We start from the raw sequence: 26,098 nt of genomic DNA, 5'->3' as shown, positions 1-26,098 counted from the left end.
GGTTGGTCAGCACCCTACGCAGGGTCACTGACGGCGCGGAGGGGCGGTCCGGTTTCGTGTCGGTCTTGCAACACACCGGACCGCCTCCGGTCAGGCGAGGCCCGCCTCCTTCATCTGGCGCAACTCCTTCTTCAGTTCTCCCACCTCGTCGCGGAGCCGGGCCGCCACCTCGAACTGGAGCTCCGCGGCGGCGGCGCGCATTCGGTCCGTCATCTCCTCGATGATCGAGGCCAGTTCGGTGGCGGGCCGGTCGCCGAGCTCGACCGTGGAGCCCGCCCCGCCGCCCTTGCCCCGGCCCTTGGGGGCGTGCGCGGCGAGCGCGGGGACGGGGGCCTTGGCGCCCTTGCCCTCCTTCGCCTGCCGGTAGCCGGTGCCGAGCAGCTCCTCGGTGTCGATCTCCTCGCGCGCGATGGTCGCCACGATGTCGTTGATCTTCTTGCGGAGCGGCTGCGGGTCGATGCCGTGCTCCGTGTTGTACGCGATCTGCTTCTCGCGGCGCCGGTTGGTCTCGTCGATGGCCTGCTCCATCGCCGGGGTGATCCGGTCCGCGTACATGTGGACCTGGCCCGAGACGTTCCGCGCGGCGCGGCCGATCGTCTGGATCAGGGAGGTGCCGGAGCGCAGGAAGCCCTGCTTGTCGGCGTCGAGGATGGCGACCAGGGACACCTCGGGGAGGTCGAGGCCCTCCCGGAGGAGGTTGATGCCGACGAGGACGTCGTACTCGCCGGCGCGCAGCTCGCGCAGCAGTTCGATGCGGCGCAGGGTGTCGACGTCGCTGTGCAGGTAGCGCACCTGGATGCCGAGCTCCAGGAAGTAGTCGGTGAGGTCCTCGGCCATCTTCTTGGTGAGGGTGGTGACGAGGACCCGCTCGTCCCGCTCGGTGCGCAGCCGGATCTCGTGGACCAGGTCGTCGATCTGGCCCTCGGTGGGCTTGACGACGACCTCGGGGTCGACGAGGCCGGTGGGGCGGATGATCTGTTCGACGAAGCCGTCGCCGCGCGAGAGCTCGTACGTCCCGGGGGTCGCGGAGAGGTAGACGGTCTGGCCGATCCGCTCCTGGAACTCCTCCCACTTCAGCGGGCGGTTGTCGAGGGCCGAGGGCAGCCGGAAGCCGTGGTCGACCAGGGTCCGCTTGCGGGAGGCGTCGCCCTCGTACATGGCGCCGATCTGCGGCACGGTGACGTGGGACTCGTCGATGACGAGCAGGAAGTCCTCGGGGAAGTAGTCGAGGAGGGTGTTGGGCGCGGAGCCGGGCTCGCGTCCGTCGAAGTGCATCGAGTAGTTCTCGATGCCGGAGCAGGAGCCGATCTGGCGCATCATCTCGATGTCGTACGTGGTCCGCATGCGCAGCCGCTGGGACTCCAGGTGCTTGCCCTGCTTGTCCAGCTCGGCGAGGCGGCCCTCCAGCTCGCGCTCGATGTCGTTGACGGCCCGCTCCATGCGCTCGGGCCCCGCCACGTAGTGGCTGGCGGGGAAGACGTAGAGCTGCCGGTCCTCGCTGATGACCTCGCCGGTGAGCGGGTGGAGGGTGGAGAGCGCCTCGATCTCGTCGCCGAACATCTCGATGCGGACGGCGAGCTCCTCGTACACCGGGAAGATCTCGATGGTGTCGCCGCGGACGCGGAAGGTGCCGCGGGTGAACGCCAGGTCGTTCCGGGTGTACTGGATGTCGACGAAACGGCGGAGGAGCTGGTCGCGGTCGATCTCCTCGCCGACCTTGAGCGGGACCATCCGGTCCACGTACTCCTGGGGCGTGCCGAGGCCGTAGATGCAGGAGACGGAGGCGACGACGATCACGTCCCGGCGGGTGAGCAGGGAGTTCGTCGCGGAGTGGCGGAGCCGCTCCACCTCCTCGTTGACGGAGGAGTCCTTCTCGATGTAGGTGTCCGACTGCGGGACGTACGCCTCGGGCTGGTAGTAGTCGTAGTACGAGACGAAGTACTCGACGGCGTTGTGGGGCAGGAGCTCGCGGAACTCGTTCGCCAGCTGCGCGGCCAGCGTCTTGTTCGGCGCCATCACCAGGGTGGGGCGCTGGAGCTTCTCGATCATCCACGCGGTGGTCGCCGACTTGCCGGTGCCGGTGGCGCCGAGGAGCACGACGTCCTTCTCGCCCGCGCGGATCCGGCGCTCGAGGTCGGCGATGGCCGTCGGCTGGTCGCCGCTGGGCTGGTAGGAGCTGACGACCTCGAAGGGCGCCACCGTACGTTCGATCTTGGAAACGGGCCGCATGCAACCACCGTACGACCCGGCACTGACACTCGGGCGGCGATCGGCTCATCGCCGGGCCTCCGGGCGGCCTCTCACCAGTCCTGGGAGCGGTGCACTCCGTGGATCGCGGCGGCCCTGCGGGTGGCGCGGCCGGACGTGCGGCGGGCGGGGCGGGCGGACCGGCCGGCGGGCTCGCCGTAGTGGGTCGGCACGTGGCGCGGGGCGGGCACGCCGGGGCGGTGCACGGCCCGGGCCGGGGCCCGCCGCCACTCGGGGTCCCCCATCACGAGCAGCGGGTCGAACATGACGACGACGGCGGCCAGGATGAGGAAGACCGCCGGGCCGATCAGCATCGGCAGGAGGAGCGAGGCGGCGGGGGCGGTGGCGGCCGCGGGGGTGCCGGCGCCGTTCAGGTGGACGCTGACGGCCGCCATGGCGGTGTAGTGCATACCACTGACGGCGACACCCATCACCAGGCTCGCGCCGAGACTGGCCAGAAATCCATGCACGGAGACGGCCGCCCAGAGGGCCGTGGTGGCGGCCACGACGGCGATGACCACGGAGAGGGCGACGGTCGCGGTGTCGTACTCGACGCGCCCGTGGAGGCGCATGCCGGCCATGCCGAGGTAGTGCATGGTGGCGATGCCGAGACCGGTGATGGTGCCGCCGGTGACCAGTGTCAGGGCGGTCGCCCCGCGGTATCCGACGATGAGGATGCCGATGCCGACCATGAGGATGGCGACGCCCAGGCTGGCGAAGGTGATGGGCCGGTCGTAGTCGACCGGGGCCTGCTGGACCGAGAAGCCCATCATGGCGATGAAGTGCATGGTCCAGATGCCGGTGCCGATCGAGGTGGCGCCGAGGACGAGCCAGCCCGCCTTGAAGGTGTCGCGGTGGCGCAGGGATCTGGTGGTGCACCTCAGGCCGAGGGCGCCGCCGAGGCAGGCCATGAGAAAGGAGGCCACCGGCGTGACGAGCCCGTAGCTGAATCCGTCGACCGTGCCCTGCATGAGCTGTGCCCTCCACCCCTGGTGCGACGTCGGCCGAAAACAGTCGGTCCCGTCGGCTCCTACTCCCCCGGGGCGAGATTATGGCGCGCGGAAGTCGCGGCGACCATGTGACCGGGGATTTTCCCTGCGCGAGGCCGGAGCGAGACCGGGTCGTGATCTTGGGACCGCCCCCGGTGGTCCTCCACGGCCGCTCCCGCGCTCGGGTCCGGGTTGTCGGTGGGGGGTCGTAGCGTGGTCGGCATGGACATCGAAGCGGTGCCGGAGAGCGGTCCGGCGACGGGGCCCGCGGTCGGGGAGCGGGCCGTCCCGGTGGAGTGGGCGGTCGTGGAGAGCGACGTCGGGCCGCTCTTCCTGGCCGCGACCGGGCGGGGGCTCGTGCGGGTCGAGTTCCACGCGGACACGGCGCGGCGGGAGCAGCTGCCCGACCGGCTGGCGGCCCGGCTCGGCGCGGAGCCGGTGGAGCGCGCCTCGGGGCTGCTCGCGGAGCCGATACGCCGGCTCGGCCGGTACTTCGCGGGCGACCCGGACGAGCTCGACCTGCCCCTGGACTGGAGCCTGACGAGCGGATTCAACCGGCAGGTGCTGCGCGAGCTGGCGACCGGCGTCCCGTACGGGACGGTCGTCGGGTACGGGGAGCTGGCGCGGCGCGTGGGGCAGCCGGGCGCCGCGCAGGCGGTGGGGGCGGCGATGGGCTCCAATCCGCTGCCGGTGGTGGTGCCGTGCCACCGCGTGGTGGAGAGCGACGGCGGGCTCGGCGGCTTCGGGGGCGGCCTGGAGACCAAGCGGCGGCTGCTGGCCCTGGAGGGGGTGCTGCCGGCGCCGCTGTTCTGACGGGGGTCGTTCGGAGGGCTGCTGTCGGCAGAAAGGACGTTCCCATCAGGTGGGACGGCTGGCACACTCTCGTCGGTGACCCAGACCCCCGGTACCCCCGGTACCCCCGACTCCACTCTGCCCGGCCACATATCCGCCTCCGTCCGCGCCCCCGTCACCGCCGCCGAGCTGCCGGCGTTGCGCCGGCGCGTGCGGGCCGTGTTGATCGCCACCCAGATCCTCGGCGGCCTCGGCATCGCCATCGGGGTCGCGCTCGCCGCCGTCCTGGCCACGGAGGTCGGCGGCACCGAGGCGCTGGCCGGTCTGGCGTCGACGGCGACGGTGGCCGGTCCCGCGCTGCTCGCGATGCCGCTGGCCGCCCTGATGGCCTCGCGGGGGCGCCGGGCGGGGCTCGTCCTCGCGTACCTGCTGGGGGCGGTGGGCGCCGGTGTGGTGGTGCTCGGGGCGGTCGTCGGGAGCTTCCCCCTGCTGCTCGTGGGGCTCGTCGGCTTCGGCGCCGGTTCCTCGGCGAACCTGGCGGCCCGCTTCGCCGCCGCCGACCTGGCCGAGCCGGACCACCGGGCCCGGGCCATCTCCACGGTGGTGTGGGCGACCACGATCGGGGCGGTGCTCGGGCCGAACGTCGCGGCGCCCGCCGGGAAGAGCGTCGCGGGCCTGGGCGTACCGGCCGCGGCGGGTCCCTTCGTCTGGGCCGCCGGCGTCTTCGTGCTCGCCGCGGCCGTGGTGGCCCTGCTGCTGCGCCCGGACCCGCTCCTCACCGCCCGCGCGCTGGCCGACGGGGAACCGGGTGGGAAGGAGGCGGTCGGGGGCCGCTCCCTGCGGGCCGGGATGCGGGCGGTGCGGGAGTCCCCGAAGGCCCGTCTCGCCCTGGTCACCGTCACGGGCTCGCACACCGCCATGGTCTCGATCATGTCGATGACCCCGGTGGCGCTCACCCACCACGGCGCGGACATCCGGCTGATCGGCCTCGTCATCAGCGGGCACATCGCGGGCATGTACGCCTTCTCCCCCGTGATGGGCTGGCTGTCCGACCGGCTGGGGCGGCTCTCGGTGATCGGGCTCGCGGTCGGGCTCCTGGGCACGGCGGCGCTCGTCGCGGGCACGGCGGGGGCGAGCCACGGCCGGGTCGCCCTGGGACTCTTCGTCCTCGGTCTGGGCTGGTCGGCGGGGCTCGTGTCCGGTTCGGCGCTGCTCACGGACTCGGTGCCGCAGGCCGCCCGGGCCGCCGTCCAGGGGCTCTCCGACTTCCTCATGAACACGACCGCCGGGGTCGGCGGTCTCGCGGCGGGCCTGATCGTCTCGCAGGCGGGCTACGGACCCCTGAACGCGATCGCCGCCTGTCTGCTCCTTCCGATGGCGACGCTCGTCCTGCGGGGCGTCCTCCGGAAGGCCTGAGCGGGCCCGCGGAGGGCGCTTCGTCAGCGCGGCGCCGCCGGGGAGGAGGCTCCGGAGGTCCTGGAGGTTCCGGAGGCCGGGGAGATACCGGAGGTCCCGGAGGTTCCGGAGACCTCAGAGGCTGATGTGGTACGCCTTGCGCAGGGTCTCGTGAACGGTCCAGGTGGTCCGGTCGCCCTCGCGCAGCACACAGGCGTCGCCGGGGCCGATCTCCAGAGTGTCCCCGCCCTCGACGGCGACGGTCGCCCGGCCGGAGACCACCACGAACAGCTCGTTGGCCTCGGTGTCGGTGACGACGCCGGGCGTGATCTGCCAGATGCCGCGCACCTGCTTGCCGTCGGCGGACTCCCACAGCACCTTGCCCGTCACCTCGGGCGTGCCGGAGACGATCTGGGCGGGGTCGAGCGGCTCCGCTTCGAGCTCCGCGTCGGGGATGTGGACGGCGAAGGAGGGCTGGTCGTGTGTCGTCATGGGCGGTGACTGTAGCGGGGATCCGGAGGCCGTCCGAGACCGGGACCACATGGAGGACACGGCTCCCACCAGGGACGATGCCGGGAGCCGGCGGTGTCGACGGAATCCGTACCACCGCCCCGGGGCGGCGCCGCAAGGGCGTCGCGGCGGTCCGGGAGGGTCGCCGGGGGCGGTCCGTGACGGATTCCGCAGGGGAATCCGGAGGGGGTCCGGAGGGGGTCCGGAGGGGGTCCGGAGGGGGATCCGAAGAGAGGTCCGGAGGAATTGGCGGGAGGTCGCCAACGAGGTTTGCGGGGTTCGCGGGTGCGCCAGGAATGGGGCATGTCCACACACGTGTCCGAAGAGGTACGGGAGGCGCTCCACGAGGGCCGCCCCGTCGTCGCGCTGGAATCGACGCTGATCGCCCACGGCCTGCCGCGCCCGCGCAACCTCGGGGTGGCCCGCGAGCTGGAGGAGCTGGTGCGGGCGGGGGGCGCCGTCCCCGCCACGATCGCCGTGGTCGACGGCACGGCCAGGGTGGGTCTGGACGAGGCGGCGCTGATACGGATCGCCGAGGACCCGACGGTGCGGAAACTGGGCCACCGCGACCTGGCCCCCGCCCTGGCGACGGGCGCGACCGGCGCGACGACGGTCTCGGCGACGGCCTGGCTCGCGGACGCGGCGGGCGTCCGGGTGTTCGCGACGGGCGGCCTCGGCGGGGTGCACCGCGGATGGAGCGAGACGCAGGACGAGTCCGCCGACCTGCGGCTGCTCGCCCGGGTCGGGACCACCGTCGTCTGCGCCGGGGTCAAGTCGATCCTCGACGTGCCCGCGACGCTCCAGCGCCTGGAGACGCTGGGGGTGACGGTCGTCGGGTACGGCACGGAGCACTTCCCCGGCTTCTACCTCTCCTCCTCGGGCGAGCCCGTCGACTGGACCCTGCGGACGCCGGAGGAGGCGGCGGCGGTGATGCGCGCGCAGGACCGGCTCGGCGGCCCCCGGGCGGCGCTCGTCGTGGCCAACCCGGTGCCGGAGGCGGAGCAGTTGGACCCCGCGCTGCACGACCGGGTGCTCGCGGACGGCCTGGCGGCGGCGAAGGAGAAGGGGATCACGGGCCAGGCGGTGACGCCGTTCCTGCTCGAATACCTGACGGTGCACACGGAGGGGGCGTCCCTGGAGGCCAACCTGGCGGCGGTACGGGGGAACGTGCGGCTGGCGACGAGGATCGCGGGGGCGTACGGGGCGGGCACACCCGGTGCGGGCATACGCGGTACGGGCACACCCGGTACGGGCATACGCGGCGCGGGAGGGGCGGTCGGCGGCACGGGGATACGCGGGGGAACACACGACGGCACGGAGGCGCGCGGCACGGGCAACCGGTGAGGCGCGCCGGGCGCGCGCTGCTCGTCGTCGGGGACGTGGTCACGGACGTCGTCGCCCGGCACCGGACCCCGCTCGCGCCGGCCACGGACACGGCGGCGGAGATCCGGACCCTGCCGGGCGGCGCGGGCGCCAACGCGGCCTGCTGGGCGGCGCGTTCCGGCGGCGGGGAGGTGCGGCTGCTCGGCCGGGTGGGGACGGACGCGGCCGACTGGCACGAGCGGGCGCTGCGGGCGGCGGGCGTGCGCCCCCTGCTCGTCCGGGACGCGGAGGCGGCGACGGCCACCGTCATCGCGCTCGTGGACGCCTCGGCGGAGCGCACCTTCCTGACCGACAGCGGTGCCGCGCTGCGCCTCTCCCCCGCCGACTGGTCCCCGGGGCTGCTCGACGGAGTGGCCCGGCTGCACCTCTCGGGGTACCTGTTCTTCGCCGGTCCGAGTCGCGAAACGGCTCGGCAAGCGCTGCGGGACGCCGCGGAGGCGGGGGTTCCGGTGAGCGTGGACCCGGCCTCGGCGGGGTTCCTGGCGGCACTGGGCGCGGCCCGGTTCCTGGGAGCCGCGGAAGGCGCCGAGGTGCTGCTGCCCAACGCCGACGAGGCCCGGGTGCTCACCGGTCACGCCGAACCGGAGCGGGCGGCGGCGGAGTTGAGCCGGCGCTTCCCGCTGGTCGTGGCCACCCTCGGGGCGGCGGGCGCGCTGGTCGCCGAGGGCGGCGCGGTCACCGCGCGGGTGGCGGCGCCTCCGGCGCGGCCGGTGGACTCGACGGGCGCGGGCGACGCGTTCACCGGGGCGTTCCTGGCGGCCCGGCTCGCGGGCGCGGACCCGGTGAAGGCGGCGGAGGCGGGGTGCCGGGCGGGCGCGGAGGCGGTCACCGCCGTGGGCGGCAGACCGCCGGTGGCACCGACGGGCGGCTGAGGCGCGTTCCCGGGGCTGGGGAGCCCGGGGGCGGAGCTCGGGAGCCGGCGCGGTCTCCCGCGCCACCGGCCCCTACCGCCCGAGTCCCGTCCAGGCCGGATGGCGCGGATCGTCGGCGCGTACGACGACGTCCGCGGTTCCGGCCGGGTCGACCTCCGTCTCGTACCGGGCGAAGGCCGGAAGGGTCCAGGGCTCCTCCGTGCGCCGGGCGAGGGCGGCGGGCGAGAGCCGCAGGTGCACGGTGAGGTCGAAGGGGAACCAGTGGCCGAGCAGGAAGGGGCCGTGCAGGAGGAGGACCCCGCCGGGCGGCAGCGTGGCGTACGGGCTGCGGGTCGCGCGGTCCGTGGCCGGGTCCCACAGGTCGGGCAGCACGCGCCCGGTGCCGCCGGGCTCCAGCGGGCCGAAGACCTCCCGCCACAGGGCCCCGGTGTCGGTCCACCCGCCGTAGTACGCGTCGGGGTCCTGCTTGCCGTACTCGTACCGGAGGGAGGCGGGCCGCAGGAAACCGCCCGTGCCCGCCAGGTGGACGGGGCGCCCGCGCGCCCGCAGGGCCTCGGCCAGCGCGGCCGCGAGTTCGGCGCCGGGCGCGGCGGGCGGCCCGTCGATGCCGACCTTGAGCCATGCGCCGCCGTCGCCGGGGGCGGACGCGTCGACGTGCCCGGCGAGCGCCTCCGCCAGCCGGTCCCAGGTGATCGCCTCGTACCGCATGCCCTCACTCTGCCCGTACGCCCGGCGGACCGTCGTCACCGGGTCCGCGCAGCGGCACGCCGAGCCGGTCCGCGAGGGCCCGCGCGGTGGCGAGGGGCTCCGTCCAGACGGTCTCCTGCCATTGCGCCAGTGCGTGCGGCCACCCGGACGAGCCGGGCAGGACGGCGCCGAGCACCAGGATCCAGCCCTGCGTGTCGCCGTCCCACGCCAGTTCCAGGGCGACGGGCGGTCCGGGCAGCGCGGCGGCCTTTCCGGCGAGGGCGTCCACGTCCTGGGACGGCAGCGGTACGAGCCGGTCGGCGAGGATCTCCATGCGTGCGGCGACGAGGTCGACGCAGTCGCGCAAGCCGGGGCGGGGCGCCACCCCGGACCCCCGCATCTCCTTGACGGCCATGATCTGTCTGCGCCGGACGACGAGCGCGTCCACGCGCTCGCGTACGTCCTGCGGCAGGGCCGTCCACAGTTCGTGCGGTGTCATGGCTTGACCTTGTCACTGGCGTCACCGTTCGACCATCGGATTCATGGACACCACCACACCCACCAGGGTCGTCGTCGTCACGGGCGCGGGCACCGGCATCGGCCGGGCCACCGCGCGGGCCTTCGCGGGGCGGGGGGCGACCGTCGTCGCCGTCGGCCGCAGGGAGGGGCCGCTGCGGGAGACCGCCGGGGGCCGGCCCGGAATCCACCCGTTCGCCGCCGACGTCACGACGGAGGGCGCCCCCGAGGAGATCGTCCGGGCCGCCCTGGGCGCCCACGGCCGCCTCGACGTCCTCGTCAACAACGCCGGGATCGCCACGGGCGGCCCGCTCGGCACCCTGGACCGCTCCGTGATCACCCCGCTCCTGGAGACGAACCTCGTCGCCCCGCTCCTGCTCACCCGGGCCGCCGTCCCCGCGCTCCGGGAGTCCCGGGGCGTGGTGGTGAACGTGTCGACGACCGTCGGGCAGCGCGGCTGGCCCGCCAACTCCCTCTATCCGGCGACCAAGAGCGCCCTGGAGACCCTGACCCGCTGCTGGGCCGTGGAGCTCGCACCGGCCGGGATCCGGGTGGTGGCGGTCGCCCCCGGACCGGTCGAGACACCGATCGGCCGGCACGCGGGCCTGTCCCCGGAGCAGCGGGAGGAAGTGCGGACCTGGCAGCTCGCGCACGTTCCGCTGGGGCGGCTCGGCAGGCCCGAGGAGGTCGCGTGGGCGATCACCTCCCTCGCCGCGCCCGAGGCCTCCTTCACGACCGGCGCGGTCCTGCCCGTCGACGGGGGCGCGCTGGTCTTCTGAAGGGCGGTCCGCCGGGCCGTGGTACGACTGTGCGAGGAGGTGGCGTCCTTGCGCATCGGCGAACTGGCCCGGCGGACCGGGGTGTCGGCCCGGGCCCTGCGGCACTACGAGAAGGCGGGTCTGGTCACGTCGTCCCGGGCGGCCAACGGCTACCGGGTGTACGAGGAGGGCGCCGTCACGCGGGTCGCGAACATCCGGTACCTGCTGGACGCCGGGCTCACCCTGGACGACGTGACCGCCTTCCGCTCCTGCCTGGACGGGGACGTGTCCTCGGCCCCGCCGTCCGTCCGCGGCCTGGAGATCGCCCGCGAGCGGCTGGCCGTGCTCGACGCGCGGATCGCGGCGCAGACCGCGGCCCGCGACCGCCTGGCGAAGTCCCTGGAGGCGGAGTCCGTCAGGACGTGAGGCCGGGGGCCCCGACCGGAACCGGCCCCGTCCCCTCCAGCTCCGCGCGCCCCGACGCGACCGCCTCCGCGAGCGTCAGTCCCCCGCCCGCGAGCGCGCGGCACGTCGCCGCGTCGGTCCGCAGCCGGGCATCGGGGGCCTCCGCCGGGCCGTCCCCGTACGCGACGTCGCCGTCGGCCCCGACCCGTACGTGGAACTCCCCCTCGTCCAGGGTGACCTGGACGGTCCCGGCGCCCAGCTCCGCGAGCGGTCCGAGGAGCGGGATCGCGTACCAGTGCGCGCGCACGGCGTCGGTCGGCCGCGGCTCCCCCAGGTCGGGCGCCCCCCACACGGCGAGGGCGCGCAGGACGGGCAGCAGGTCCCGGCCGCGCGGGGTGAGTTCGTACACGGACGCCGAGGCGGGCGGGGGCAGTCGGCGGCGGGTGACGAGCTCGGCGCCCTCCATGTCCTTGAGGCGGCCGGCCAGCATGTCCGTGCTGACGCCGGGCAGGTCGGCGTGGAGGTCGGTGTAGCGGCGCGGCCCGGCGAGGAGTTCGCGGACGACGAGCAGCGTCCAGCGGTCGCCGACGAGGTCGAGGGCGCGCGCGGCGGCGCAGTGCTGGTCGTAACTGCGGCGTGACTGACGTGGCATGCGACGCAGTCTAGACATGTCGTTGGACTTTCCAAGCTCGAACTTGGTAAAACCAAGCATCGCCGAACGGCGCTGATTCCGGGAACTGGGGAGGTCGGACATGGAGTTCCGGCAGTCGAGCAAGCTGAACGAGGTCTGCTACGAGATCCGCGGCCCGGTGATCGAGCACGCCAACGCCCTGGAGGAGGCGGGCCACAGCGTCCTGCGCCTCAACACGGGCAATCCGGCCCTCTTCGGCTTCGAGGCGCCCGAGGAGATCGTCCAGGACATGATCCGGATGCTCCCCAGGGCCCACGGCTACACCGACTCGCGCGGCATCCTTTCCGCCCGCCGCGCGGTGGCCCAGCGCTACCAGGCCATGGGCCTCCCGGAGGTCGACGTCGACGACGTCTTCCTCGGCAACGGCGTGTCGGAGCTGGTCTCCATGGCCGTGCAGGCCCTCCTGGAGGACGGCGACGAGGTCCTGATCCCCGCCCCCGACTTCCCGCTCTGGACCGCCGCCACCACCCTCGCGGGCGGCAAGGCCGTGCACTACCTGTGCGACGAGTCGGCCGACTGGTACCCGGACCTCGACGACATGGCGTCGAAGATCACCGACCGGACCCGGGCCGTCGTGATCATCAACCCCAACAACCCCACCGGCGCGGTCTATCCGAAGGAGATCGTCGAGGGGATCCTCGACCTCGCCCGCCGCCACGGCCTGATGGTCCTCGCCGACGAGATCTACGACCGGATCGTCTACGACGACGCCGTCCATCACCCGGCCGCCTCCCTCGCCGACGACCTGGTGATCCTCACCTTCGGCGGCCTCTCCAAGACCTACCGGGTGGCCGGCTTCCGCTCCGGCTGGCTGGTCGTCACCGGCCCGAAGCGGCACGCCGCGAACTACCTGGAGGGCCTCACCATGCTGGCCTCCATGCGCCTGTGCCCCAACGCCCCCGCCCAGTACGCCATCCAGGCCGCGCTCGGCGGCCGCCAGTCGATCCACGAGCTGACCGCCCCGGGCGGCAGGCTGCGCGAACAGCGCGACCGCGCCTGGGAGAAGCTCAACGAGATCCCCGGCGTCTCCTGCGTGAAGCCGAAGGGCGCCCTCTACGCCTTCCCGCGCCTCGACCCGGCCGTGCACCGGATCCACGACGACGAGAAGTTCGTCCTCGACCTGCTGCTCCGGGAGAAGATCCAGGTCGTCCAGGGCACCGGCTTCAACTGGCCGCGCCCGGACCACTTCCGCATCCTCACCCTGCCGTACGCCGACGACCTCGACGCCGCGATCAGCCGCATCGGCCGCTTCCTGAGCGGATACCGGCAGTAGCGAGCGCCGACAGCAGCGGGTACGGACACGGGCGGTGACGCGGGCCCTCCCGGCTGTCATGATCGAGGGGTCCCAGAGGCCGAGGGAAACGGGAGGGCGGCCGGTCATGGACGCCGCACTGATAGCCGTGGCGGGCACCCTGCTGGGTGTCGTCTTCACGCACTGGTTCCAGGGGCGGGCCGCCGAGCGCACGGCCGCGCTCGCCCGGTCCGAGCAGCTCCGGCAGGAGCGGATCGCGACCTACAGCGCCTTCGCCGGCGCGGTCGTCGACTACCGGCACAGTCAGAACGACCGCTGGTTCCGGGCGGTCGAGGAGCCCGGTTCGGAGGAGGCGGAGGAGTCCCGCTACGCCTCCTACCGGCAGCGCACCGCCGCCCGGCAGGCCCTCTTCCGCGTCCAGTTGGTGTGCGACGACCCCGAGACCCGGCGCCTGGCGGAGAGGGCCTTCGAGGAGACCCACTGCATGCACGAGGCGGTGGGGACCGCGGACCGCGCCCGCCGCTCCGAGCGGGCGAAGGAGGCCCTCGCCCTGTTCGTCGCCGCCGCCGCGCCCGGCGTCCGCTGACGGGGGCGGGCATGGACCTCGTCGCGCCGGTCGTCGTCGAACCGCTCAAGCGCCGCCGCTGCTCGGAGTGCCACCGGGGGCCGCTGGAGCGGATGATCCTGGAGTTCAACGCGCCGGTCTGCCTGGACTGCGCCGACCTCGGGCACCTGGTCTTCCTGCCCCGGGGCGACACCGCCCTCACCCGCCGCGCCCGCGAGGCCGGCACCCTCTGGGCGGTGGTGGTACGGCACAACCGGCGCCGTACGCGGTACGAGCGCCAGGGCCTCCTCGTCGAGGAGGCGGCGCTGGCCGGGGCGGAGCGGGCCTGCCTGGCGGACGCGGAGGCGCGGGCCAGGCGGCGGGCCCGGGACGCGGAGCGGCGCGCGGTCCTCGACGCCGGGATCACCGCGGCGCTCCGGGCGGAGATCCTGCGGCTCTTCCCGGCCTGCCCGGAGGGCCGGGCCGGCGAGATCGCCGTCCACGCCTCGGCGAAGGGCAGTGGACGGGTGGGGCGCACGGCCGCGGGCCGCTCGCTGGACCGCGACGCGGTGATCGCCGCGGTACGGGCCGGCGTACGGCACGTCGACACCCCGTACGACACCCTGCTGATGCAGGGGGTGCCGCGTCACCAGGCCCGGACGAGGGTCGCGCCCGCCATCGAGGCGGTGCTCCGGGCCTGGCGCGGCGGCGAAGGGGAAGCGCGCGGCTGACGGCTCGGGCGTCAGTGCGCGCCGGTCCCGCCGCGCGGAGCGTCCCCTCAGCCCCGGTCTCCGGCGCGGCGCGCGCGGCGGTACAGCAGGGCGCCGCCGAGGAGCAGCGCGGCGCTTCCCGAGGCGGCGTAGCCGATGACGTCCGACGAGCCGGTGTGGGCCAGCGCGGCCTCGCTCTTCTCGCCCTGCGGCGCGGGGGCCGGGACGGGGGCGGGGGCGGGCGACTCGGTCTGCGCCTGCGGGACCGGGACGTTCCGCACGGGGGTCTGCGGGCGCGGCGTCGGCGTCTCGATCGGCTGGGGCGGCTTCGCGGGGCCGTTGACCGCGGTGTTGCCGAAGGACGGGTTGCCGATGCCGACCACGTTGACCGAGTTCCCGCTGACGTTCACGGGGAGGTCGACGGGCAGCTGGAGGCCGTTTCCGGAGAGGACGCCGGGCGATCCCTGGGCCTGGCCCTCGGCGGTGGAGCCGCCGCCGTTGGAGGAGCCGCCGCTCTGGGCGCCGCCTCCGTGGGAGCCGCCGGCCTGCTCCCCGCCGCGCGGAGTGCCGGGCTCGTCCTTGTGGGAGTGGGAGCGGCCGCCGCCGTCCTCGTCCGACCCGTAACCCGCGGGCTCGTCCGAGACGTTGGCGCAGCCGTTGCCGAAGGCCGGGTTGAGCAGCCCGACGACGTTGACCGTGTTGCCGCAGACGTTGACCGGGACGTGCACCGGCAGCTGAACCGTGTTGCCGGAACCGACTCCCGGCGAACCGACCGCGGCGCCCTGGGCGCCGGCGTCGGCGTGCGCGGCGCCCGCCGAGAGGGCGAGCGCCCCGCCCGTGACCAACAGTGTGGCCAGACCACTTCGGCGAATCTGCCTCATGGCTTCCTGCCTTCCGGAGGTGTGCACGGGCAGTCGCCCGTACCCGAATCAACGCGGCGGACGTGTGCGCCGGATCCGGCCATCGGAGGGTTTCACCCCAACGAGTGGGTCCTGTTCGAGTGTGGACTCACCGCCCCAGGAGACCGTCGAGGGTGTCGACCGGGTCGGAACCGGGGTCGCCGCGCGGCCACCAGTCCTCGCGGTCGGCGTCCGACTCGTAGCCGTACCAGAGGCCGTCCCGGCCGAGGCGGAGCTGGAGGGACCGGCCGGAGAGGCGGTTGCGCCAGGGGCGGAGGGCGGGGAGGCCGGCGGCGAGCAGCGCGGGTCTGGCCCGGTCGAACGGACCGGCCGGCGGGTCCCAGGCCTCTTCCAGGGCGGCGAGGCCCTCGGCGCCGCCCTGCCGCCAGGCGGCGACGGCACGGGCCAGGTCCGTGGGGGTGCGGTCGAGGGCGTGGGCCAGGTCGCGGTAGAGCGCGCGGGTGGAGGCGGTGAGCCCGGAGCCGGGGTGCGCGGCGGCGAGCCGGACCGCGTCCTGCCAGGGGGTGAGGGCGGCGACCGGGTCGAGGCCGGTGGCGAGGAGCGCGTGGGCGCGGGCAGCGGCCTCGGTGGCGAGGAGGTCGAGCGCGAGCGGGTCGGGGGCGGCGGGGTCGGGCGGGAAGACGGCCGGGCGGCCGGGCCGGTCGGGGAGCGGCAGCGGGGCGGGCAGCGGCGGGAGTCCGGCGCCGGTGGCGGCGTCGAGGGCGGTGCGGGCCGGGACGGTGGGCACCGGGGGCGGGGCGGCGGCCGTCTCGGCGGCGGACCGGGCCGCGTTGCGCCGGGTCAGCTCGGCGAGGAGCTCCTGCTCGCCGCGGCCGCGCATCAGGAAGAGGACGAACGGGTCCTCGTCGAGGAGCCGGGCGGCCTGGTAGCAGAGGGCGGCGGCGTGCTTGCAGGGGTAGCCGTCGTCCGGGCAGGAGCAGTCGGGGACGAGGTCGCCCGGCGCGGGCAGCAGCCCGGCGACCGCCTCCAGGGCGTGCGGCACGTCCTTGTCGAGGAGGGCGGCGATGTGGTCGGGGCGCGCGGTGGCCCCGTCGAGGAACTCCTCCCAGCCGTCGTCGCCGAGGGTCCGCATCCTGATCTCGGTGCGGTACGGGCGGGGCCGGCTGCCGTGGACGTAGGCGACGACCCGGCCGGGGGTGACCGTGATCGCGTCGACGTGGCCGCGTCCCGCGTAGGCCCTGCCGCGGGCGAGGCGGGCCGGGTCGAGGGCGGCGTCCTCCAGGGCCTCGACCCAGGCGTTCCCCCACCAGGTGGCGGCGAACCGTCCGTCGGGGGCCTCCCGGGGGGCGACCTGAGGGAAGGAGCGGCGGCGGTCGTCGTGGCGGGGGGCGGCTCCGCGCGCGGCCCGGACGCGGTTCACGAGGGCCTCCTCAGGGACACCAGGTCGGCGAGCTCCCGGTCGGTGAGTTCGGTGAGGGCGGCCTCGCCGGAGCCGAGGACGGCGTCGGCCAGGGCCCGCTTGGCGCGGAGCATCTCGGAGATCCGGTCCTCGACCGTGCCCTCGGCGATCAGCCGGTGGACCTGCACCGGCTGGGTCTGTCCGATGCGGTAGGCGCGGTCGGTGGCCTGCTCCTCGACCGCGGGGTTCCACCAGCGGTCGTAGTGGATCACGTGACCGGCCCGCGTGAGGTTGAGTCCGGTGCCCGCGGCCTTCAGGGAGAGCAGGAAGACGGGGACCTCGCCGTCCTGGAAGCGGTCGACCATCCGCTCCCGCTCGGCCACCGGGGTGCCGCCGTGCAGGAGTTGGGCGGGGACGCCGCGGGCGGCCAGGTGGTCGGCGAGGAGCCGGGCCATCGCCACGTACTGGGTGAAGACGAGCACGGACCCGTCCTCGGCGAGGATCGTGTCGAGGAGCTCGTCGAGGAGGGCGAGCTTCCCCGAGCGGCCGGCGAGGCGGGCGGTGCCGGGGCCGCGCGGGGCCTCCTCCCTGAGGAACTGGGCGGGGTGGTTGCAGATCTGCTTGAGGGAGGTCAGCAGCTTCATGACGAGGCCGCGCCGCGCCATGCCCTCGGACTCCTCGATCCGCGCCATGGTCTCGCGGACGGTCGCCTCGTAGAGGGAGGCCTGCTCCCGGGTGAGGGGGACGGGGTGGTCGGACTCCGTCTTGGGCGGCAGCTCGGGGACGATGCCGGGGTCGGACTTGCGGCGGCGCAGCAGGAAGGGCCGCACGAGCCGGGCGAGCCGCTCGACGGCCTCGTCGTGCTCGATCTCCTCGTGGTTCTCCACGGCCCTGGCGTGCCGGGAGCGGAAGGCCTTGAGCGGTCCGAGGAGGCCGGGGGTGGTCCAGTCGAGGAGGGCCCACAGCTCGGAGAGGTTGTTCTCCACGGGGGTGCCGGTCAGGGCGACCCTGGCGGGCGCGGGGATCTCGCGCAGCGCCCTGGCGGTCGCGGAGAACGGGTTCTTGACGTGCTGCGCCTCGTCGGCGACGACCATGCCCCACTCGTGCGCGGCCAGTCGGGCGGCGCTGGTGCGCAGGGTCCCGTAGGTGGTGAGGACGAAGCCGCCCCCGGTGCCGTCCAGGTCCCGGTCGGCGCCGTGGAAGCGCCGCACGGGCACGTCGGGGGCGAACTTCCGCACCTCCCGCTGCCAGTTGCCGAGCAGGGACGCCGGGCAGACGACGAGGGTGGGGGCGCGGCGGGCGCGGCGCAGGTGGAGGGCGATGAGGGTGACGGTCTTGCCGAGGCCCATGTCGTCGGCGAGGCAGCCGCCGAGGCCGAGCGAGGTCATCAGGTCGAGCCAGGCGAGGCCGCGGAGCTGGTAGTCGCGCAGGGTGGCGGTGAGGCCGGGCGGGGCCTGCACGTCCTCGGGTCCGGCCAGGAGCCGGTCGCGGAGGGCGGCGAGGGCTCCGACGGGGACGGCGGGGACGGTCTCGCCGTCCACCTCGGCGGTGCCGGTGAGGGCGACGCCGAGGGCGTCGACCGGTTCGAGCAGGCCGAGCTCCCGCTTGCGGGCCTTGCGGACCAGGTCGGGGTCGACGACGACCCACTGGTCGCGGAGGCGCACGACGGGCCGGTGGGCCTCGGCCAGGAGGTCCATCTCGCGCTCGGTGAGCGGATCGCCGTCGAGGGCGAGCTGCCAGTCGAAGCGCAGCAGCTCCTCGCTGTCGAAGAAGGAGGTGCCGTCGGTCGCGGAGCCCGGGGCGGCGAGCGCCGGACGGACGACGGCGGAGGCGCTGAGCGAGCGGGCCAGCTCGCGCGGCCAGTGGACGGCGACCCCGGCGTCGGCGAGCCGGGCGGCGGCGGGGCCGAGCAGCTCGTACAGCTCGTCCTCGGTGACGGCGAGGACGTCGGGCACGTCCCGCTCCAGGAGCCGGGCCAGCGGGGGCCAGACCCGGGCGGCGCGGCGCAGGGCGAGGACGGCGTCGATCCGGGCGCGGGGGCCGAAGTGCTCGCCCTCCCCCGCCCAGAGGTCCGCGGCGTCGATGACGAGGGTGGGATCGGCGAGGCTGTGGACCTGGAGGAGCGCGGCGGCCGCGTGGCGCTCGCCGCCGCTCTCTTCCTCGGGGACGCCGTCCTTCTCGTCGGAGATGCCGATGTCGAAGAGTTCGTACGGCGACAGGTCGAGGCGGAGCGAGACGCGGACCCCGGCGTCCATTCCGGCCGCCGCCTCGGCGGCCCAGGCACGCGCGCGGGGCAGGTGCTGCGGGGCGCGGGCCGCGAACGGAGCCCCGACCGCGTGGGCGGCGGCCGGGGTGCGGGGCAGGGTGTCGGCGACGGCGTCGAGGAAGGCGCGGACGAGGGCCTCGGGGTCGGGCAGCCGCAGCGGTCCGCGGCCGGGGACGGGCACGGCGTACGCCTCGGCCGGCAGGGCGGCGGCGACGGCCCGCAGATGGGCGATGTCGTCGGCGTCCAGGGGCCCGGCCCGCCAGGCGTCCAGGTCGTCGGCGGTGAGTCCCGGCAGGAGCCGCCCCCGGGCGGCCAGGTGCAGGGCGTGCAGGGCGGCGGCGGCCCAGCCGGCGGTGGCGGGGTGGGCGGCCGGGTGGTGGCGGGCCGCGACCAGGTGGGGCAGGGCGGTCTCGACGGGGAGGGTGACGGCGGGGACCTCGCGGCTCCGTGCGCCGTTGCCGTGCCGCCGGGCCACGGTCAGCTCGACGCGCTCCGCGCCGACCGCCGTCCCGGGATCCGGCAGTGCGCCGCCGTCGGGGGCCCAGAAGGCGATCCGGCCCTCGCGGGGAAGGGCGGCGGGCAGGAAGACGGCGGCACCGGTGCTCCAGGTGTGTGTCACGGCTCCGCTCTCCTCCCCCGGCCCTCCGCCGCGTGCCGGAACTCCGACGAGCTCCGACGTGCACCTCCGACCTTACGGGTGGGGACTGACAACGGGTCCGGTCGCCGGTCCGACCACCGGCCCGCGCACCGGTCCGGGCGCGGGGCCGGCCACGCGTCCGGCCACCGGCCCGGGCCCGGTCGCCGGGCGGTTCCCCCGGGCGGCCCAGCAGCGGATGACACGGGGCCCGCCGGGCGGGAGGGTGGGCCTGGACCGGGGTCGGGCCCGAGGGGCACCGCCCGCCGCCGCTCGCCGCCGTCCGTCGCCGTTGCCTCGGCCCGGCGCTCGCCCGACTTCCGCCCGACATCCGCTCGACAGAAGAGGAACCGCCATGTCCGTTCGCCGGCGTCTCACGACCGCCACCGGGGCCGTGCTGCTCACCCTCGCCGTCGCCGGCTGCTCGGGCCTCGGCCGCACCGCCGTGGGCACGATCTCGTACGAGACGGAGCGCGAGGCGGGCGTGATGGTGACGAGCCCCTCGGTGAAGGGCTGCCACCACCTGGCGCCGTCCGGCGCGACCAAGGTCGAGAACAACACCCTGGTGGACATCGTGCTGTACCCGACCCTCGACTGCCGGGGCAAGGACTCCACCTACCTGCCGTCCGACACGACGGACGAGATCGTCCCGGACACCCTCCCCTGGCGCAGCTACAGCGTCATCCACTAGGGCCTGTCCGGCTCTTCTTCGCTTTCCGTCCGGGGCGGGTCCATGCTGGAGGTGTCCGGAGAACCCCACGGAAGACGTGAACGGGAGGCGTGAGCGCCATGCGGACCGGGAGCGAGCCGGTGACCGCGCGCAGCCCCTTGCGGATGCGGTTCTGGCTGAGCGTGTGGGGACTTCTGTGGGCGGCCTTCGGCACGGTCGCGTTCGCCCTGGTGGGCCGGCCCGGCTGGGCCGCGGCCTGCGGGGTGCTGTTCCTGGTGGTCCTGGTCGACCTGCTGCTCGTGGTGCGCCGCATGCGACAGGGACCGCACTGGCAGCCGGGCCGGGACGTCCCTCCGTACGATCCCGACCGCGGCGGCGGGAAGCGCTGAACGCCCGCCCGGATGTCCGGTGCGCCCTCAGCTCCGCGAGTCGAAGCCCGCCGCCTCCAAATACTCCGGCTTGGGGTCGAGCGCGGCGGCCAGGCGGAAGTGCCGGGTGGCCCGGTCGGTCTGTCCGGAGCGCTCGAAGGTGCGGGCGAGGGCGAAGTGGGCGAACGCGTTGTCCGGCTCGCGCTCCAGGACCAGTTCGAACTCGAGCTGCGCGGGGCGCAGCTGGGCGGCGGCGAAGAAGGCCCGCGCGCGCAGCAGGCGCGCGGCCGTGTTCTCGGGGTGGGCGGCGATCACCGAGTCCAACAGCTTCACGGCGCCCCGGGGATCCCGCGCGGCCAGCAGTTGCTCCGCGGCGCGGAAGTCGATGACGTGCGTTTCCGGGTTGCTCTCGGCCACGATGGCATCCTTCCCCTCGTTCGGTGGTTGAACACCGGACCCGGTGGCCGCATTCCGTCCGGTCCCGCCGGGCAGGCCCTACGCGGAGGACGCGGCCCGTCGGACGGGTCCTAAACGGAGGACGCGGCCCGTCGGGCCAGCTCGTCCCAGACCTTCCGCACCTGCGGTTCGAGGGCGTCGAGCGGTCCGTCGTTGTCGATCACGAGGTCCGCGACGGCCAGCCTCTGCGCGCGCGTGGCCTGGGCCGCCATCCGGGCCCGGGCCTCGGACCCGTCCATGCCCCGGAGCCGTACGAGCCGGTCGAGCTGGGTCTCCGGGGACGCGTCCACGACCACGACCAGGTCGTAGAGCGGCGCGAGCCCGTTCTCGGTGAGCAGGGGGACGTCGTGGACGACGACGTCTCCGGCCCCCGCCCGGCTCTCCAGCTCCGCCGACCGGGCTCCGACCAGGGGGTGGACGATGGCGTTCAGGGTGGCCAGGCGGTCGGCGTCGGCGAACACGACGGAGCCGAGCTTCGGCCGGTCGAGCGTCCCCTCCGCGGTGAGGACGCCGTCGCCGAAGGCCTCCACGACGGCCGCGAGCCCCGGGGTGCCGGGCTCCACGACCTCGCGGGCGATCCGGTCCGCGTCGATGAGGACGGCTCCGTACGAGACGAACAGCCGTGACACTTCGCTCTTGCCGGCGCCGATCCCGCCGGTCAGGCCCACCTTCAGCATGAGCGGCAGCTTAGGGCCTGCCCCCGTGGGGCTACGCGTCGCCCTCCCGCTCCGCGAGGAAGCGCTCGAACTCGCGGCCCAGCTCGTCGGCCGACGGCAGGTCGGCGGACTCGGCGACGAGGTTGCCGCGGGTCTCGGCCCCGGCCACCGCGTCGTACTGGTGCTCAAGACCCTGCACGAGCGCCACCAGCTCCTCGTCGCCCTCGCCGATCTGGCGGTCGATCTCGGTCTGGGTGCGGCGGGCCTCCGTCCGCAGGGAGTGGGCGATGCCGGGGAGGACGAGCCCCGTGGCGGCCGTGACGGCCTCCAGGGCGGTCAGGGCCGCGTCCGGGTAGGCCGAGCGGGCCACGTAGTGCGGGACGTGGGCGGCGACGCCGAGCGTGTCGTGTCCGGCTTCGGTGAGCCGGTACTCGACGAGGGCCTCCGCGCTGCCGGGGACCTGGGCCTCGTCGAAGGGGCTGCGGTGGCCGGGCATGAGGTCGGTGCGGCTGCCGTGCGGGGTGAGCCCGACCGGGCGGGTGTGCGGCACGCCCATGGGGATGCCGTGGAAGTTGACGGAGAGGCGCACGCCGAGGCGCTCGACGATCTGCCGGACGGCGGCGGCGAACCGCTCCCACTCCACGTCCGGCTCCGGGCCGGAGAGGACGAGGAAGGGGGCGCCCGTGGCGTCCTGCACGAGGCGGACCTCGATGGACGGCGTCTCGTACGCGGTCCAGCGGTCGCGCCGGAAGGTCAGCAGCGGGCGGCGGGCGCGGTAGTCCACGAGCCGGTCGTGGTCGAAGCGGGCCACCAGCTGGTGCGGAAGGGTGTCGAGCAGGCCCTCGACGATCTGCTCACCGGTCTCACCCGCGTCGATGTAGCCGTCGAAGTGGTACAGCATGACGAGGCCGGCCGACTCCTGTGCCAGAGCCATGTCGACGACGGCCACGCCCTTCGGGTCCCATTCGTACAAATCCTGCGGATCAAGCACGATTACCGCTCCTCCTCGTGTTCCTCCTGGGAACGCGCCGGGCCGCGCCGCCATTCCCGGAGCCCGTGATCTTTCGACGGAACGGCCCGAACTCGGGCCACTGGTCCAGACCTTGACACGGTCGGGGCGGCTCCCTACCGTCTCCCGACAGCGTCGCGTTCAGCCTCTCGATCCCCGTGCACATACAGGAACTCCTCCATTCCTGCCCCGGAAGGCACCCCCATGCGCTCCCGAACGCTGCTCCTCCCCCTCCTCCCGGCACTCCTCGCCGTCCCCCTCGTGACCTCCCCGGCCGCCGCGGCGACCATCGAGGTCACGACCGCCGCCCAGCTCAAGTCGGCGCTCACCGCCGCGCGCCCCGGCGACACGATCCACCTCGCGGACGGCACGTACACCGGGAACTTCAAGGCCACCACGCCGGGCACCTCGTCCGCCCGGATCACCCTGACCGGCTCCTCGCGCGCGGTGCTGACCGCCGGCGGCGGCTACGGGCTGCACCTCAACGGCGCCTCGTACTGGACGGTGCAGGGGATCACGGTGACCGGCGGCCAGAAGGGGATCATGGCCGACTCCGCGAACGGCGTGGTGATCGACGGGGTGACCGTGCACGACCTGGACATGGAGGGCGTGCACTTCCGCAACTCCAGCAGGAACGGGGTCCTCAAGAACTCCCGGATCTACGACACGGGGAACGACGGCCGGGGCATGGGCGAGGGCGTGTACGTCGGCACCGCCAACGACCTGGGCGACAAGAGCGACGGCGCGCAGATCCTGGACAACGTCATCGGGCCGGACGTCGGCGGCGAGAGCGTCGACGTCAAGGAGGGCACGACCGGGGCGCGGATCGTCGGCAACACCTTCGACGGGCGCGGGCTGACCGGCGCCAACTACGACGACTCCTGGGTCGACGTGAAGGGCAACGACGTCCTCGTGGAGGACAACACGGGGGTGAACACGACGAACAACGGCTTCGAGACCCACAGCCAGCAGAGCGGCTGGGGCTGCGGGACGGTCTTCCGCGGCAACCGCGCGGACCTGAGGGGCGCGACCGGGCCGCAGCGGCTCGCGATCGCCGTCACCCACCAGAGCGCCTCGTGCCGGACCACGGTGTACGCCTCGAACACGGTGACCGGCGGGAACGGTCTGACGAACATCGCCGTCACGCCCTGAACCGTACGAGCGGCCGTACCCGGGGCCGTACGCGGGGGCCCGTAGGCGGAGGCCGTACGCGGAGGCCGGGAAAACGTCCGAGGCCCGCTCCCCCGGAGGGGAACGGGCCTCGGTTTCGCTAGCGGCTAGCGCTCAGCGGAGAGCCTGTTCAGCTCTGGCCGCCGGCCAGCTTCTCGCGCAGGGCGGCGAGCGCCTCGTCCGACGCCAGGGCGCCGGAGTTGTCGTCCGACTCCGAGGAGTAGGAGCCGCCCGAGATGCCCGCACCGGCGTTGCCACCGGCGGCCGGGGCGGCAGCGCCCTCGGCAGCGGCGGCCTCGTCGGCCTCGCGGGACTTGATGACCTGGGCCTGGTGCTGCTCGAAGCGGGACTGCGCCTCGGCGTACTGGGTCTCCCAGGCCTCGCGCTGGGTCTCGAAGCCCTCGAGCCAGTCGTTGGTCTCGGGGTCGAAGCCCTCGGGGTAGATGTAGTTGCCCTGGTCGTCGTAGGACGCGGCCATGCCGTACAGGGTCGGGTCGAACTCGACCGAGGCCGGGTCGGCACCGAAGGACTCGTTGGCCTGCTTCAGCGAGAGGCTGATGCGGCGGCGCTCGAGGTCGATGTCGATGACCTTGACGAAGATCTCGTCGTTGACCTGGACGACCTGCTCCGGGATCTCCACGTGGCGCTCGGCCAGCTCGGAGATGTGGACCAGACCCTCGATGCCCTCGTCCACGCGGACGAACGCACCGAACGGAACCAGCTTGGTGACCTTACCCGGGACGACCTGACCGATCTGGTGGGTCCGGGCGAACTGCTGCCACGGGTCCTCCTGGGTCGCCTTCAGCGACAGGGAGACGCGCTCGCGGTCCATGTCCACGTCGAGAACCTCGACGGTGACCTCCTGGCCGACCTCGACGACCTCGGACGGGTGGTCGATGTGCTTCCAGGACAGCTCGGAGACGTGCACGAGACCGTCGACGCCACCCAGGTCCACGAAGGCACCGAAGTTGACGATCGAGGACACGACGCCGGAGCGGACCTGACCCTTCTGGAGGGTCGTGAGGAAGGTCTGGCGGACCTCGGACTGGGTCTGCTCCAGCCAGGCGCGGCGGGACAGGACCACGTTGTTGCGGTTCTTGTCCAGCTCGATGATCTTCGCCTCGAGCTCCTTGCCCACGTAGGGCTGGAGGTCGCGGACGCGACGCATCTCGACCAGGGAGGCCGGGAGGAAGCCGCGGAGGCCGATGTCGAGGATGAGACCACCCTTGACGACCTCGATGACGGTACCGGTGACGATGCCGTCCTCTTCCTTGATCTTCTCGATGGTGCCCCAGGCGCGCTCGTACTGGGCACGCTTCTTCGAGAGGATCAGGCGGCCTTCCTTGTCCTCCTTCTGGAGGACCAGGGCCTCGATCTCGTCGCCGACCTTGACGACCTCGTTCGGGTCGACGTCGTGCTTGATCGAGAGCTCGCGGCTCGGGATGACACCTTCGGTCTTGTAACCGATGTCGAGCAGGACCTCGTCCCGGTCGACCTTCACGATGACGCCGTCGACGATGTCGCCGTCGTTGAAGTACTTGATCGTCTCGTCGATCGCGGCGAGGAAGGCTTCCTCGTTACCGATGTCGTTGACCGCAACCTGCGGGGTGGTGGCGGTGGTCTCGGTGCTGCTCGTCATGTGGGAAAGGGCTCCGGTTACGGACAGAAAGTCGTAGGTACTGCTACGCCGAGAGCCCGTATCGCACCAAGAAGCCGGACAGCCAAGGAAACCCCTGCCCGCGGACGGGAGGAGCCTCGAAAACCGAGGGGACATACACCAGGTACGAGCGCGGCCTGCTCCGTCTGAGGCACGCAGACCCGCAGCGCAACCTTTAGCATACGGAAGCGGCCGGACAGGGTCAATGCGCGAAGCGCGCACCCGGGGCAGATCGGCTCAACTCCGGCGCTACTCATGTCCATCCACGCCGTGTCGGCGTGGTCCGCCGCACGGCGGTACTGAGCGCAAACTACATCGGCGGGCGAGATGAACCAAGGGTACGGACGCGAAGACGCGGTCCAGGACGAGGCGGACGGGGCGGAGGCGACCCGGCGTGACGCGGGGGACGCGGAGAGCAGCCGGGCGAGCCGCGGATGGTGGGACCGGAACGCCGACGAGTACCAGAGCGAGCACGGCTCCTTCCTGGGCGACGACCGGTTCGTGTGGGGCCCCGAGGGGCTCGACGAGGCCGAGGCCGGGCTCCTCGGTCCGGCCGCCTCGCTGAAGGGCCTCGACGTCCTGGAGATCGGCGCGGGCGCGGCGCAGTGCTCGCGGTGGCTGGCGGCGCGGGGAGCGCGGCCGGTGGCGCTCGACCTCTCGCACCGGCAGCTCCAGCACGCGCTGCGGATCGGTGGCGAGGTACCGCTGGTGGAGGCCGACGCGGGGGCGCTGCCGTTCCGGGACGGCTCCTTCGACCTGGCCTGCTCGGCGTACGGGGCGGTGCCGTTCGTCGCCGATCCGATACGGGTCTTCCGGGAGGTGCGCCGGGTGCTGCGGCCGGGCGGGCGCTGGGTGTTCTCGGTGACGCACCCGATCCGCTGGGCCTTCCCCGACGAGCCGGGGCCCGAGGGGCTCTCGGTCGCCGCCTCCTACTTCGACCGCACGCCGTACGTCGAGCAGGACGAGGAGGGGCGGGCGGTGTACGTGGAGCACCACCGGACGCTCGGGGACCGGGTGCGGGACGTGGTGGCCGGCGGGTTCCGGCTGGTGGACCTGGTCGAGCCGGAGTGGCCGGCCTGGAACGGCCAGGAGTGGGGCGGCTGGTCCCCGCTGCGGGGGAACCTGATCCCGGGGACGGCGATCTTCGTGTGCGAGCGGATGGAGTAGAGAGAGGGAGGGGAAGAGGGGGCGGGGAAGAGGGG

At 74.0% G+C, this 26,098-nt stretch carries 26 protein-coding genes; 13 read left to right on the top strand and 13 right to left on the bottom strand.

The genetic code is table 11. The features are described 5' to 3' along the window. Positions 1–90 precede the first annotated feature (90 nt). Positions 91–2,229 (bottom strand): excinuclease ABC subunit UvrB, encoded by a 2,139-nt coding sequence (uvrB, locus tag ACIP5O_RS16865; protein WP_356546341.1) that lies wholly within the window; start codon positions 2,227–2,229, stop codon positions 91–93. A gap of 71 nt (positions 2,230–2,300) precedes the next feature. Continuing rightward, positions 2,301–3,218: an MHYT domain-containing protein gene (locus tag ACIP5O_RS16860; RefSeq protein WP_401293852.1), complete on the bottom strand. Its 918-nt coding sequence runs from the start codon at positions 3,216–3,218 to the stop codon at positions 2,301–2,303. 240 nt (positions 3,219–3,458) lie between these two features. Between ACIP5O_RS16860 and ACIP5O_RS16855 the strand changes: the two genes are divergently transcribed. Next, positions 3,459–4,049 carry a methylated-DNA--[protein]-cysteine S-methyltransferase gene (locus tag ACIP5O_RS16855; protein ID WP_401293849.1) on the top strand — a complete coding sequence of 197 codons (591 nt, stop codon included), beginning with the start codon at positions 3,459–3,461 and terminating at the stop codon, positions 4,047–4,049. A 129-nt stretch (positions 4,050–4,178) separates the two neighbouring features. Next, a complete protein-coding gene (locus ACIP5O_RS16850) occupies positions 4,179–5,444 on the top strand; it encodes an MFS transporter (RefSeq protein WP_401294175.1) in 1,266 nt (421 codons plus the stop codon). A gap of 114 nt (positions 5,445–5,558) precedes the next feature. Here ACIP5O_RS16850 and ACIP5O_RS16845 read toward each other — a convergent pair whose 3' ends face one another. Next, the gene (locus tag ACIP5O_RS16845) at positions 5,559–5,915 is read right to left on the bottom strand and encodes a cupin domain-containing protein (RefSeq protein ID WP_125656381.1); all 357 of its coding nucleotides are present in this window, start codon (positions 5,913–5,915) and stop codon (positions 5,559–5,561) included. A 321-nt stretch (positions 5,916–6,236) separates the two neighbouring features. On the opposite strand from ACIP5O_RS16845, the gene ACIP5O_RS16840 reads away from it, so the two are divergent. Together ACIP5O_RS16840 and ACIP5O_RS16835 are read left to right on the top strand one after the other, a co-directional pair. Beyond that, positions 6,237–7,277 carry a pseudouridine-5'-phosphate glycosidase gene (locus ACIP5O_RS16840; protein WP_401293846.1) on the top strand — a complete coding sequence of 347 codons (1,041 nt, stop codon included), beginning with the start codon at positions 6,237–6,239 and terminating at the stop codon, positions 7,275–7,277. Continuing rightward, positions 7,274–8,188: a carbohydrate kinase family protein gene (locus tag ACIP5O_RS16835; RefSeq protein ID WP_401293843.1), complete on the top strand. Its 915-nt coding sequence runs from the start codon at positions 7,274–7,276 to the stop codon at positions 8,186–8,188. Before ACIP5O_RS16840 ends, ACIP5O_RS16835 begins: the two co-directional genes overlap by 4 nt. Positions 8,189–8,260: 72 nt before the next feature. On the opposite strand, the gene ACIP5O_RS16830 is transcribed toward ACIP5O_RS16835, so the two are convergent. After that, entirely contained in the window at positions 8,261–8,896 is a 636-nt protein-coding gene (locus ACIP5O_RS16830; RefSeq protein WP_401293841.1) for a uridine kinase, read from the bottom strand. A gap of 4 nt (positions 8,897–8,900) precedes the next feature. Then, entirely contained in the window at positions 8,901–9,374 is a 474-nt protein-coding gene (locus ACIP5O_RS16825; RefSeq protein ID WP_401293839.1) for a hypothetical protein, read from the bottom strand. Between the two features lie 43 nt (positions 9,375–9,417). On the opposite strand from ACIP5O_RS16825, the gene ACIP5O_RS16820 reads away from it, so the two are divergent. Both ACIP5O_RS16820 and ACIP5O_RS16815 read left to right on the top strand, forming a co-directional pair. Next, positions 9,418–10,170 (top strand): SDR family NAD(P)-dependent oxidoreductase, encoded by a 753-nt coding sequence (locus tag ACIP5O_RS16820; protein ID WP_401293836.1) that lies wholly within the window; start codon positions 9,418–9,420, stop codon positions 10,168–10,170. 48 nt (positions 10,171–10,218) lie between these two features. Beyond that, complete coding sequence (locus ACIP5O_RS16815; protein WP_401293834.1) at positions 10,219–10,575, top strand: MerR family transcriptional regulator; 357 nt, start codon at positions 10,219–10,221, stop codon at positions 10,573–10,575. Here ACIP5O_RS16815 and ACIP5O_RS16810 read toward each other — a convergent pair. After that, complete coding sequence (locus tag ACIP5O_RS16810; RefSeq protein ID WP_401293831.1) at positions 10,565–11,206, bottom strand: winged helix-turn-helix transcriptional regulator; 642 nt, start codon at positions 11,204–11,206, stop codon at positions 10,565–10,567. The two genes, ACIP5O_RS16815 and ACIP5O_RS16810, sit on opposite strands and share 11 nt — an antisense overlap. Positions 11,207–11,306: 100 nt before the next feature. Here ACIP5O_RS16810 and ACIP5O_RS16805 point away from each other — a divergent pair, with 100 nt between their 5' ends. The 3 genes from ACIP5O_RS16805 (at position 11,307) to ACIP5O_RS16795 (ending at position 13,772) form a co-directional block, all read left to right on the top strand. Next, positions 11,307–12,518: a pyridoxal phosphate-dependent aminotransferase gene (locus ACIP5O_RS16805; RefSeq protein ID WP_401293828.1), complete on the top strand. Its 1,212-nt coding sequence runs from the start codon at positions 11,307–11,309 to the stop codon at positions 12,516–12,518. Between the two features lie 106 nt (positions 12,519–12,624). After that, positions 12,625–13,083: a hypothetical protein gene (locus ACIP5O_RS16800; protein ID WP_365540864.1), complete on the top strand. Its 459-nt coding sequence runs from the start codon at positions 12,625–12,627 to the stop codon at positions 13,081–13,083. 11 nt (positions 13,084–13,094) lie between these two features. Continuing rightward, the gene (locus ACIP5O_RS16795; protein ID WP_401293824.1) at positions 13,095–13,772 is read left to right on the top strand and encodes a DUF2293 domain-containing protein; all 678 of its coding nucleotides are present in this window, start codon (positions 13,095–13,097) and stop codon (positions 13,770–13,772) included. A gap of 47 nt (positions 13,773–13,819) precedes the next feature. Here ACIP5O_RS16795 and ACIP5O_RS16790 read toward each other — a convergent pair whose 3' ends face one another. The 3 genes from ACIP5O_RS16790 to ACIP5O_RS16780 form a co-directional block, all read right to left on the bottom strand. After that, positions 13,820–14,632 carry a chaplin gene (locus tag ACIP5O_RS16790; RefSeq protein ID WP_401293821.1) on the bottom strand — a complete coding sequence of 271 codons (813 nt, stop codon included), beginning with the start codon at positions 14,630–14,632 and terminating at the stop codon, positions 13,820–13,822. A 127-nt stretch (positions 14,633–14,759) separates the two neighbouring features. Continuing rightward, positions 14,760–16,031, bottom strand: coding sequence for an SWIM zinc finger family protein (locus ACIP5O_RS16785; RefSeq protein ID WP_401293818.1), 1,272 nt, complete (start codon positions 16,029–16,031; stop codon positions 14,760–14,762). Continuing rightward, positions 16,028–18,895, bottom strand: coding sequence for a DEAD/DEAH box helicase (locus tag ACIP5O_RS16780; RefSeq protein WP_401293816.1), 2,868 nt, complete (start codon positions 18,893–18,895; stop codon positions 16,028–16,030). Before ACIP5O_RS16780 ends, ACIP5O_RS16785 begins: the two co-directional genes overlap by 4 nt. 370 nt (positions 18,896–19,265) lie before the next feature. Here ACIP5O_RS16780 and ACIP5O_RS16775 point away from each other — a divergent pair, with 370 nt between their 5' ends. Both ACIP5O_RS16775 and ACIP5O_RS16770 read left to right on the top strand, forming a co-directional pair. Then, entirely contained in the window at positions 19,266–19,601 is a 336-nt protein-coding gene (locus tag ACIP5O_RS16775) for a hypothetical protein (protein ID WP_401293813.1), read from the top strand. Between the two features lie 98 nt (positions 19,602–19,699). Then, the gene (locus ACIP5O_RS16770; protein ID WP_401294172.1) at positions 19,700–19,969 is read left to right on the top strand and encodes a DUF6343 family protein; all 270 of its coding nucleotides are present in this window, start codon (positions 19,700–19,702) and stop codon (positions 19,967–19,969) included. Positions 19,970–19,996: 27 nt separating this feature from the next. Here ACIP5O_RS16770 and ACIP5O_RS16765 read toward each other — a convergent pair whose 3' ends face one another. The 3 genes from ACIP5O_RS16765 to ACIP5O_RS16755 all read right to left on the bottom strand — a co-directional run bounded on the left by ACIP5O_RS16765 (position 19,997) and on the right by ACIP5O_RS16755 (position 22,051). After that, positions 19,997–20,365: a tetratricopeptide repeat protein gene (locus ACIP5O_RS16765; protein WP_356546309.1), complete on the bottom strand. Its 369-nt coding sequence runs from the start codon at positions 20,363–20,365 to the stop codon at positions 19,997–19,999. A 110-nt stretch (positions 20,366–20,475) separates the two neighbouring features. Then, on the bottom strand, positions 20,476–21,081 hold the full coding sequence (gene coaE, locus ACIP5O_RS16760; RefSeq protein WP_401293810.1) for a dephospho-CoA kinase: 606 nt from the start codon (positions 21,079–21,081) through the stop codon (positions 20,476–20,478). Between the two features lie 31 nt (positions 21,082–21,112). Beyond that, entirely contained in the window at positions 21,113–22,051 is a 939-nt protein-coding gene (locus ACIP5O_RS16755; protein WP_401293808.1) for a PAC2 family protein, read from the bottom strand. 222 nt (positions 22,052–22,273) lie between these two features. Here ACIP5O_RS16755 and ACIP5O_RS16750 point away from each other — a divergent pair, with 222 nt between their 5' ends. Then, positions 22,274–23,221: a right-handed parallel beta-helix repeat-containing protein gene (locus tag ACIP5O_RS16750; protein ID WP_401293805.1), complete on the top strand. Its 948-nt coding sequence runs from the start codon at positions 22,274–22,276 to the stop codon at positions 23,219–23,221. Positions 23,222–23,369: 148 nt separating this feature from the next. Here the strand turns inward: ACIP5O_RS16750 and rpsA are convergent, their stop codons facing one another. After that, the gene (gene rpsA, locus ACIP5O_RS16745) at positions 23,370–24,878 is read right to left on the bottom strand and encodes a 30S ribosomal protein S1 (protein WP_053648865.1); all 1,509 of its coding nucleotides are present in this window, start codon (positions 24,876–24,878) and stop codon (positions 23,370–23,372) included. A 345-nt stretch (positions 24,879–25,223) separates the two neighbouring features. Here rpsA and ACIP5O_RS16740 point away from each other — a divergent pair, with 345 nt between their 5' ends. Then, the gene (locus ACIP5O_RS16740) at positions 25,224–26,063 is read left to right on the top strand and encodes a class I SAM-dependent methyltransferase (protein ID WP_401293802.1); all 840 of its coding nucleotides are present in this window, start codon (positions 25,224–25,226) and stop codon (positions 26,061–26,063) included. The last annotated feature ends 35 nt before the right edge of the window (positions 26,064–26,098 follow it).

The organism is Streptomyces sp. NPDC088915 (assembly GCF_044749825.1).
GTDB lineage: Bacteria > Actinomycetota > Actinomycetes > Streptomycetales > Streptomycetaceae > Streptomyces.
The sequence above is the reverse complement of the archived record's forward strand: the minus strand, read 5'-3'. Positions and strand labels throughout refer to the sequence as shown.

Bases quoted from the DNA above. Each gene is read 5' to 3' on its own strand.
- ACIP5O_RS16855 (WP_401293849.1), top strand. From the start codon at position 3,459: ATGGACATCGAAGCGGTGCCGGAGAGCGGTCCGGCGACGGGGCCCGCG.
- ACIP5O_RS16860 (WP_401293852.1), bottom strand. From the start codon at position 3,218: ATGCAGGGCACGGTCGACGGATTCAGCTACGGGCTCGTCACGCCGGTG.
- ACIP5O_RS16830 (WP_401293841.1), bottom strand. From the start codon at position 8,896: ATGCGGTACGAGGCGATCACCTGGGACCGGCTGGCGGAGGCGCTCGCC.
- ACIP5O_RS16820 (WP_401293836.1), top strand. From the start codon at position 9,418: ATGGACACCACCACACCCACCAGGGTCGTCGTCGTCACGGGCGCGGGC.
- ACIP5O_RS16775 (WP_401293813.1), top strand. From the start codon at position 19,266: ATGTCCGTTCGCCGGCGTCTCACGACCGCCACCGGGGCCGTGCTGCTC.
- uvrB (WP_356546341.1), bottom strand. From the start codon at position 2,229: ATGCGGCCCGTTTCCAAGATCGAACGTACGGTGGCGCCCTTCGAGGTC.
- ACIP5O_RS16840 (WP_401293846.1), top strand. From the start codon at position 6,237: ATGTCCACACACGTGTCCGAAGAGGTACGGGAGGCGCTCCACGAGGGC.
- ACIP5O_RS16845 (WP_125656381.1), bottom strand. From the start codon at position 5,915: ATGACGACACACGACCAGCCCTCCTTCGCCGTCCACATCCCCGACGCG.
- ACIP5O_RS16795 (WP_401293824.1), top strand. From the start codon at position 13,095: ATGGACCTCGTCGCGCCGGTCGTCGTCGAACCGCTCAAGCGCCGCCGC.
- ACIP5O_RS16810 (WP_401293831.1), bottom strand. From the start codon at position 11,206: ATGCCACGTCAGTCACGCCGCAGTTACGACCAGCACTGCGCCGCCGCG.
- ACIP5O_RS16770 (WP_401294172.1), top strand. From the start codon at position 19,700: ATGCGGACCGGGAGCGAGCCGGTGACCGCGCGCAGCCCCTTGCGGATG.
- rpsA (WP_053648865.1), bottom strand. From the start codon at position 24,878: ATGACGAGCAGCACCGAGACCACCGCCACCACCCCGCAGGTTGCGGTC.
- coaE (WP_401293810.1), bottom strand. From the start codon at position 21,081: ATGCTGAAGGTGGGCCTGACCGGCGGGATCGGCGCCGGCAAGAGCGAA.
- ACIP5O_RS16800 (WP_365540864.1), top strand. From the start codon at position 12,625: ATGGACGCCGCACTGATAGCCGTGGCGGGCACCCTGCTGGGTGTCGTC.
- ACIP5O_RS16740 (WP_401293802.1), top strand. From the start codon at position 25,224: ATGAACCAAGGGTACGGACGCGAAGACGCGGTCCAGGACGAGGCGGAC.
- ACIP5O_RS16750 (WP_401293805.1), top strand. From the start codon at position 22,274: ATGCGCTCCCGAACGCTGCTCCTCCCCCTCCTCCCGGCACTCCTCGCC.
- ACIP5O_RS16790 (WP_401293821.1), bottom strand. From the start codon at position 14,632: ATGAGGCAGATTCGCCGAAGTGGTCTGGCCACACTGTTGGTCACGGGC.
- ACIP5O_RS16805 (WP_401293828.1), top strand. From the start codon at position 11,307: ATGGAGTTCCGGCAGTCGAGCAAGCTGAACGAGGTCTGCTACGAGATC.
- ACIP5O_RS16825 (WP_401293839.1), bottom strand. From the start codon at position 9,374: ATGACACCGCACGAACTGTGGACGGCCCTGCCGCAGGACGTACGCGAG.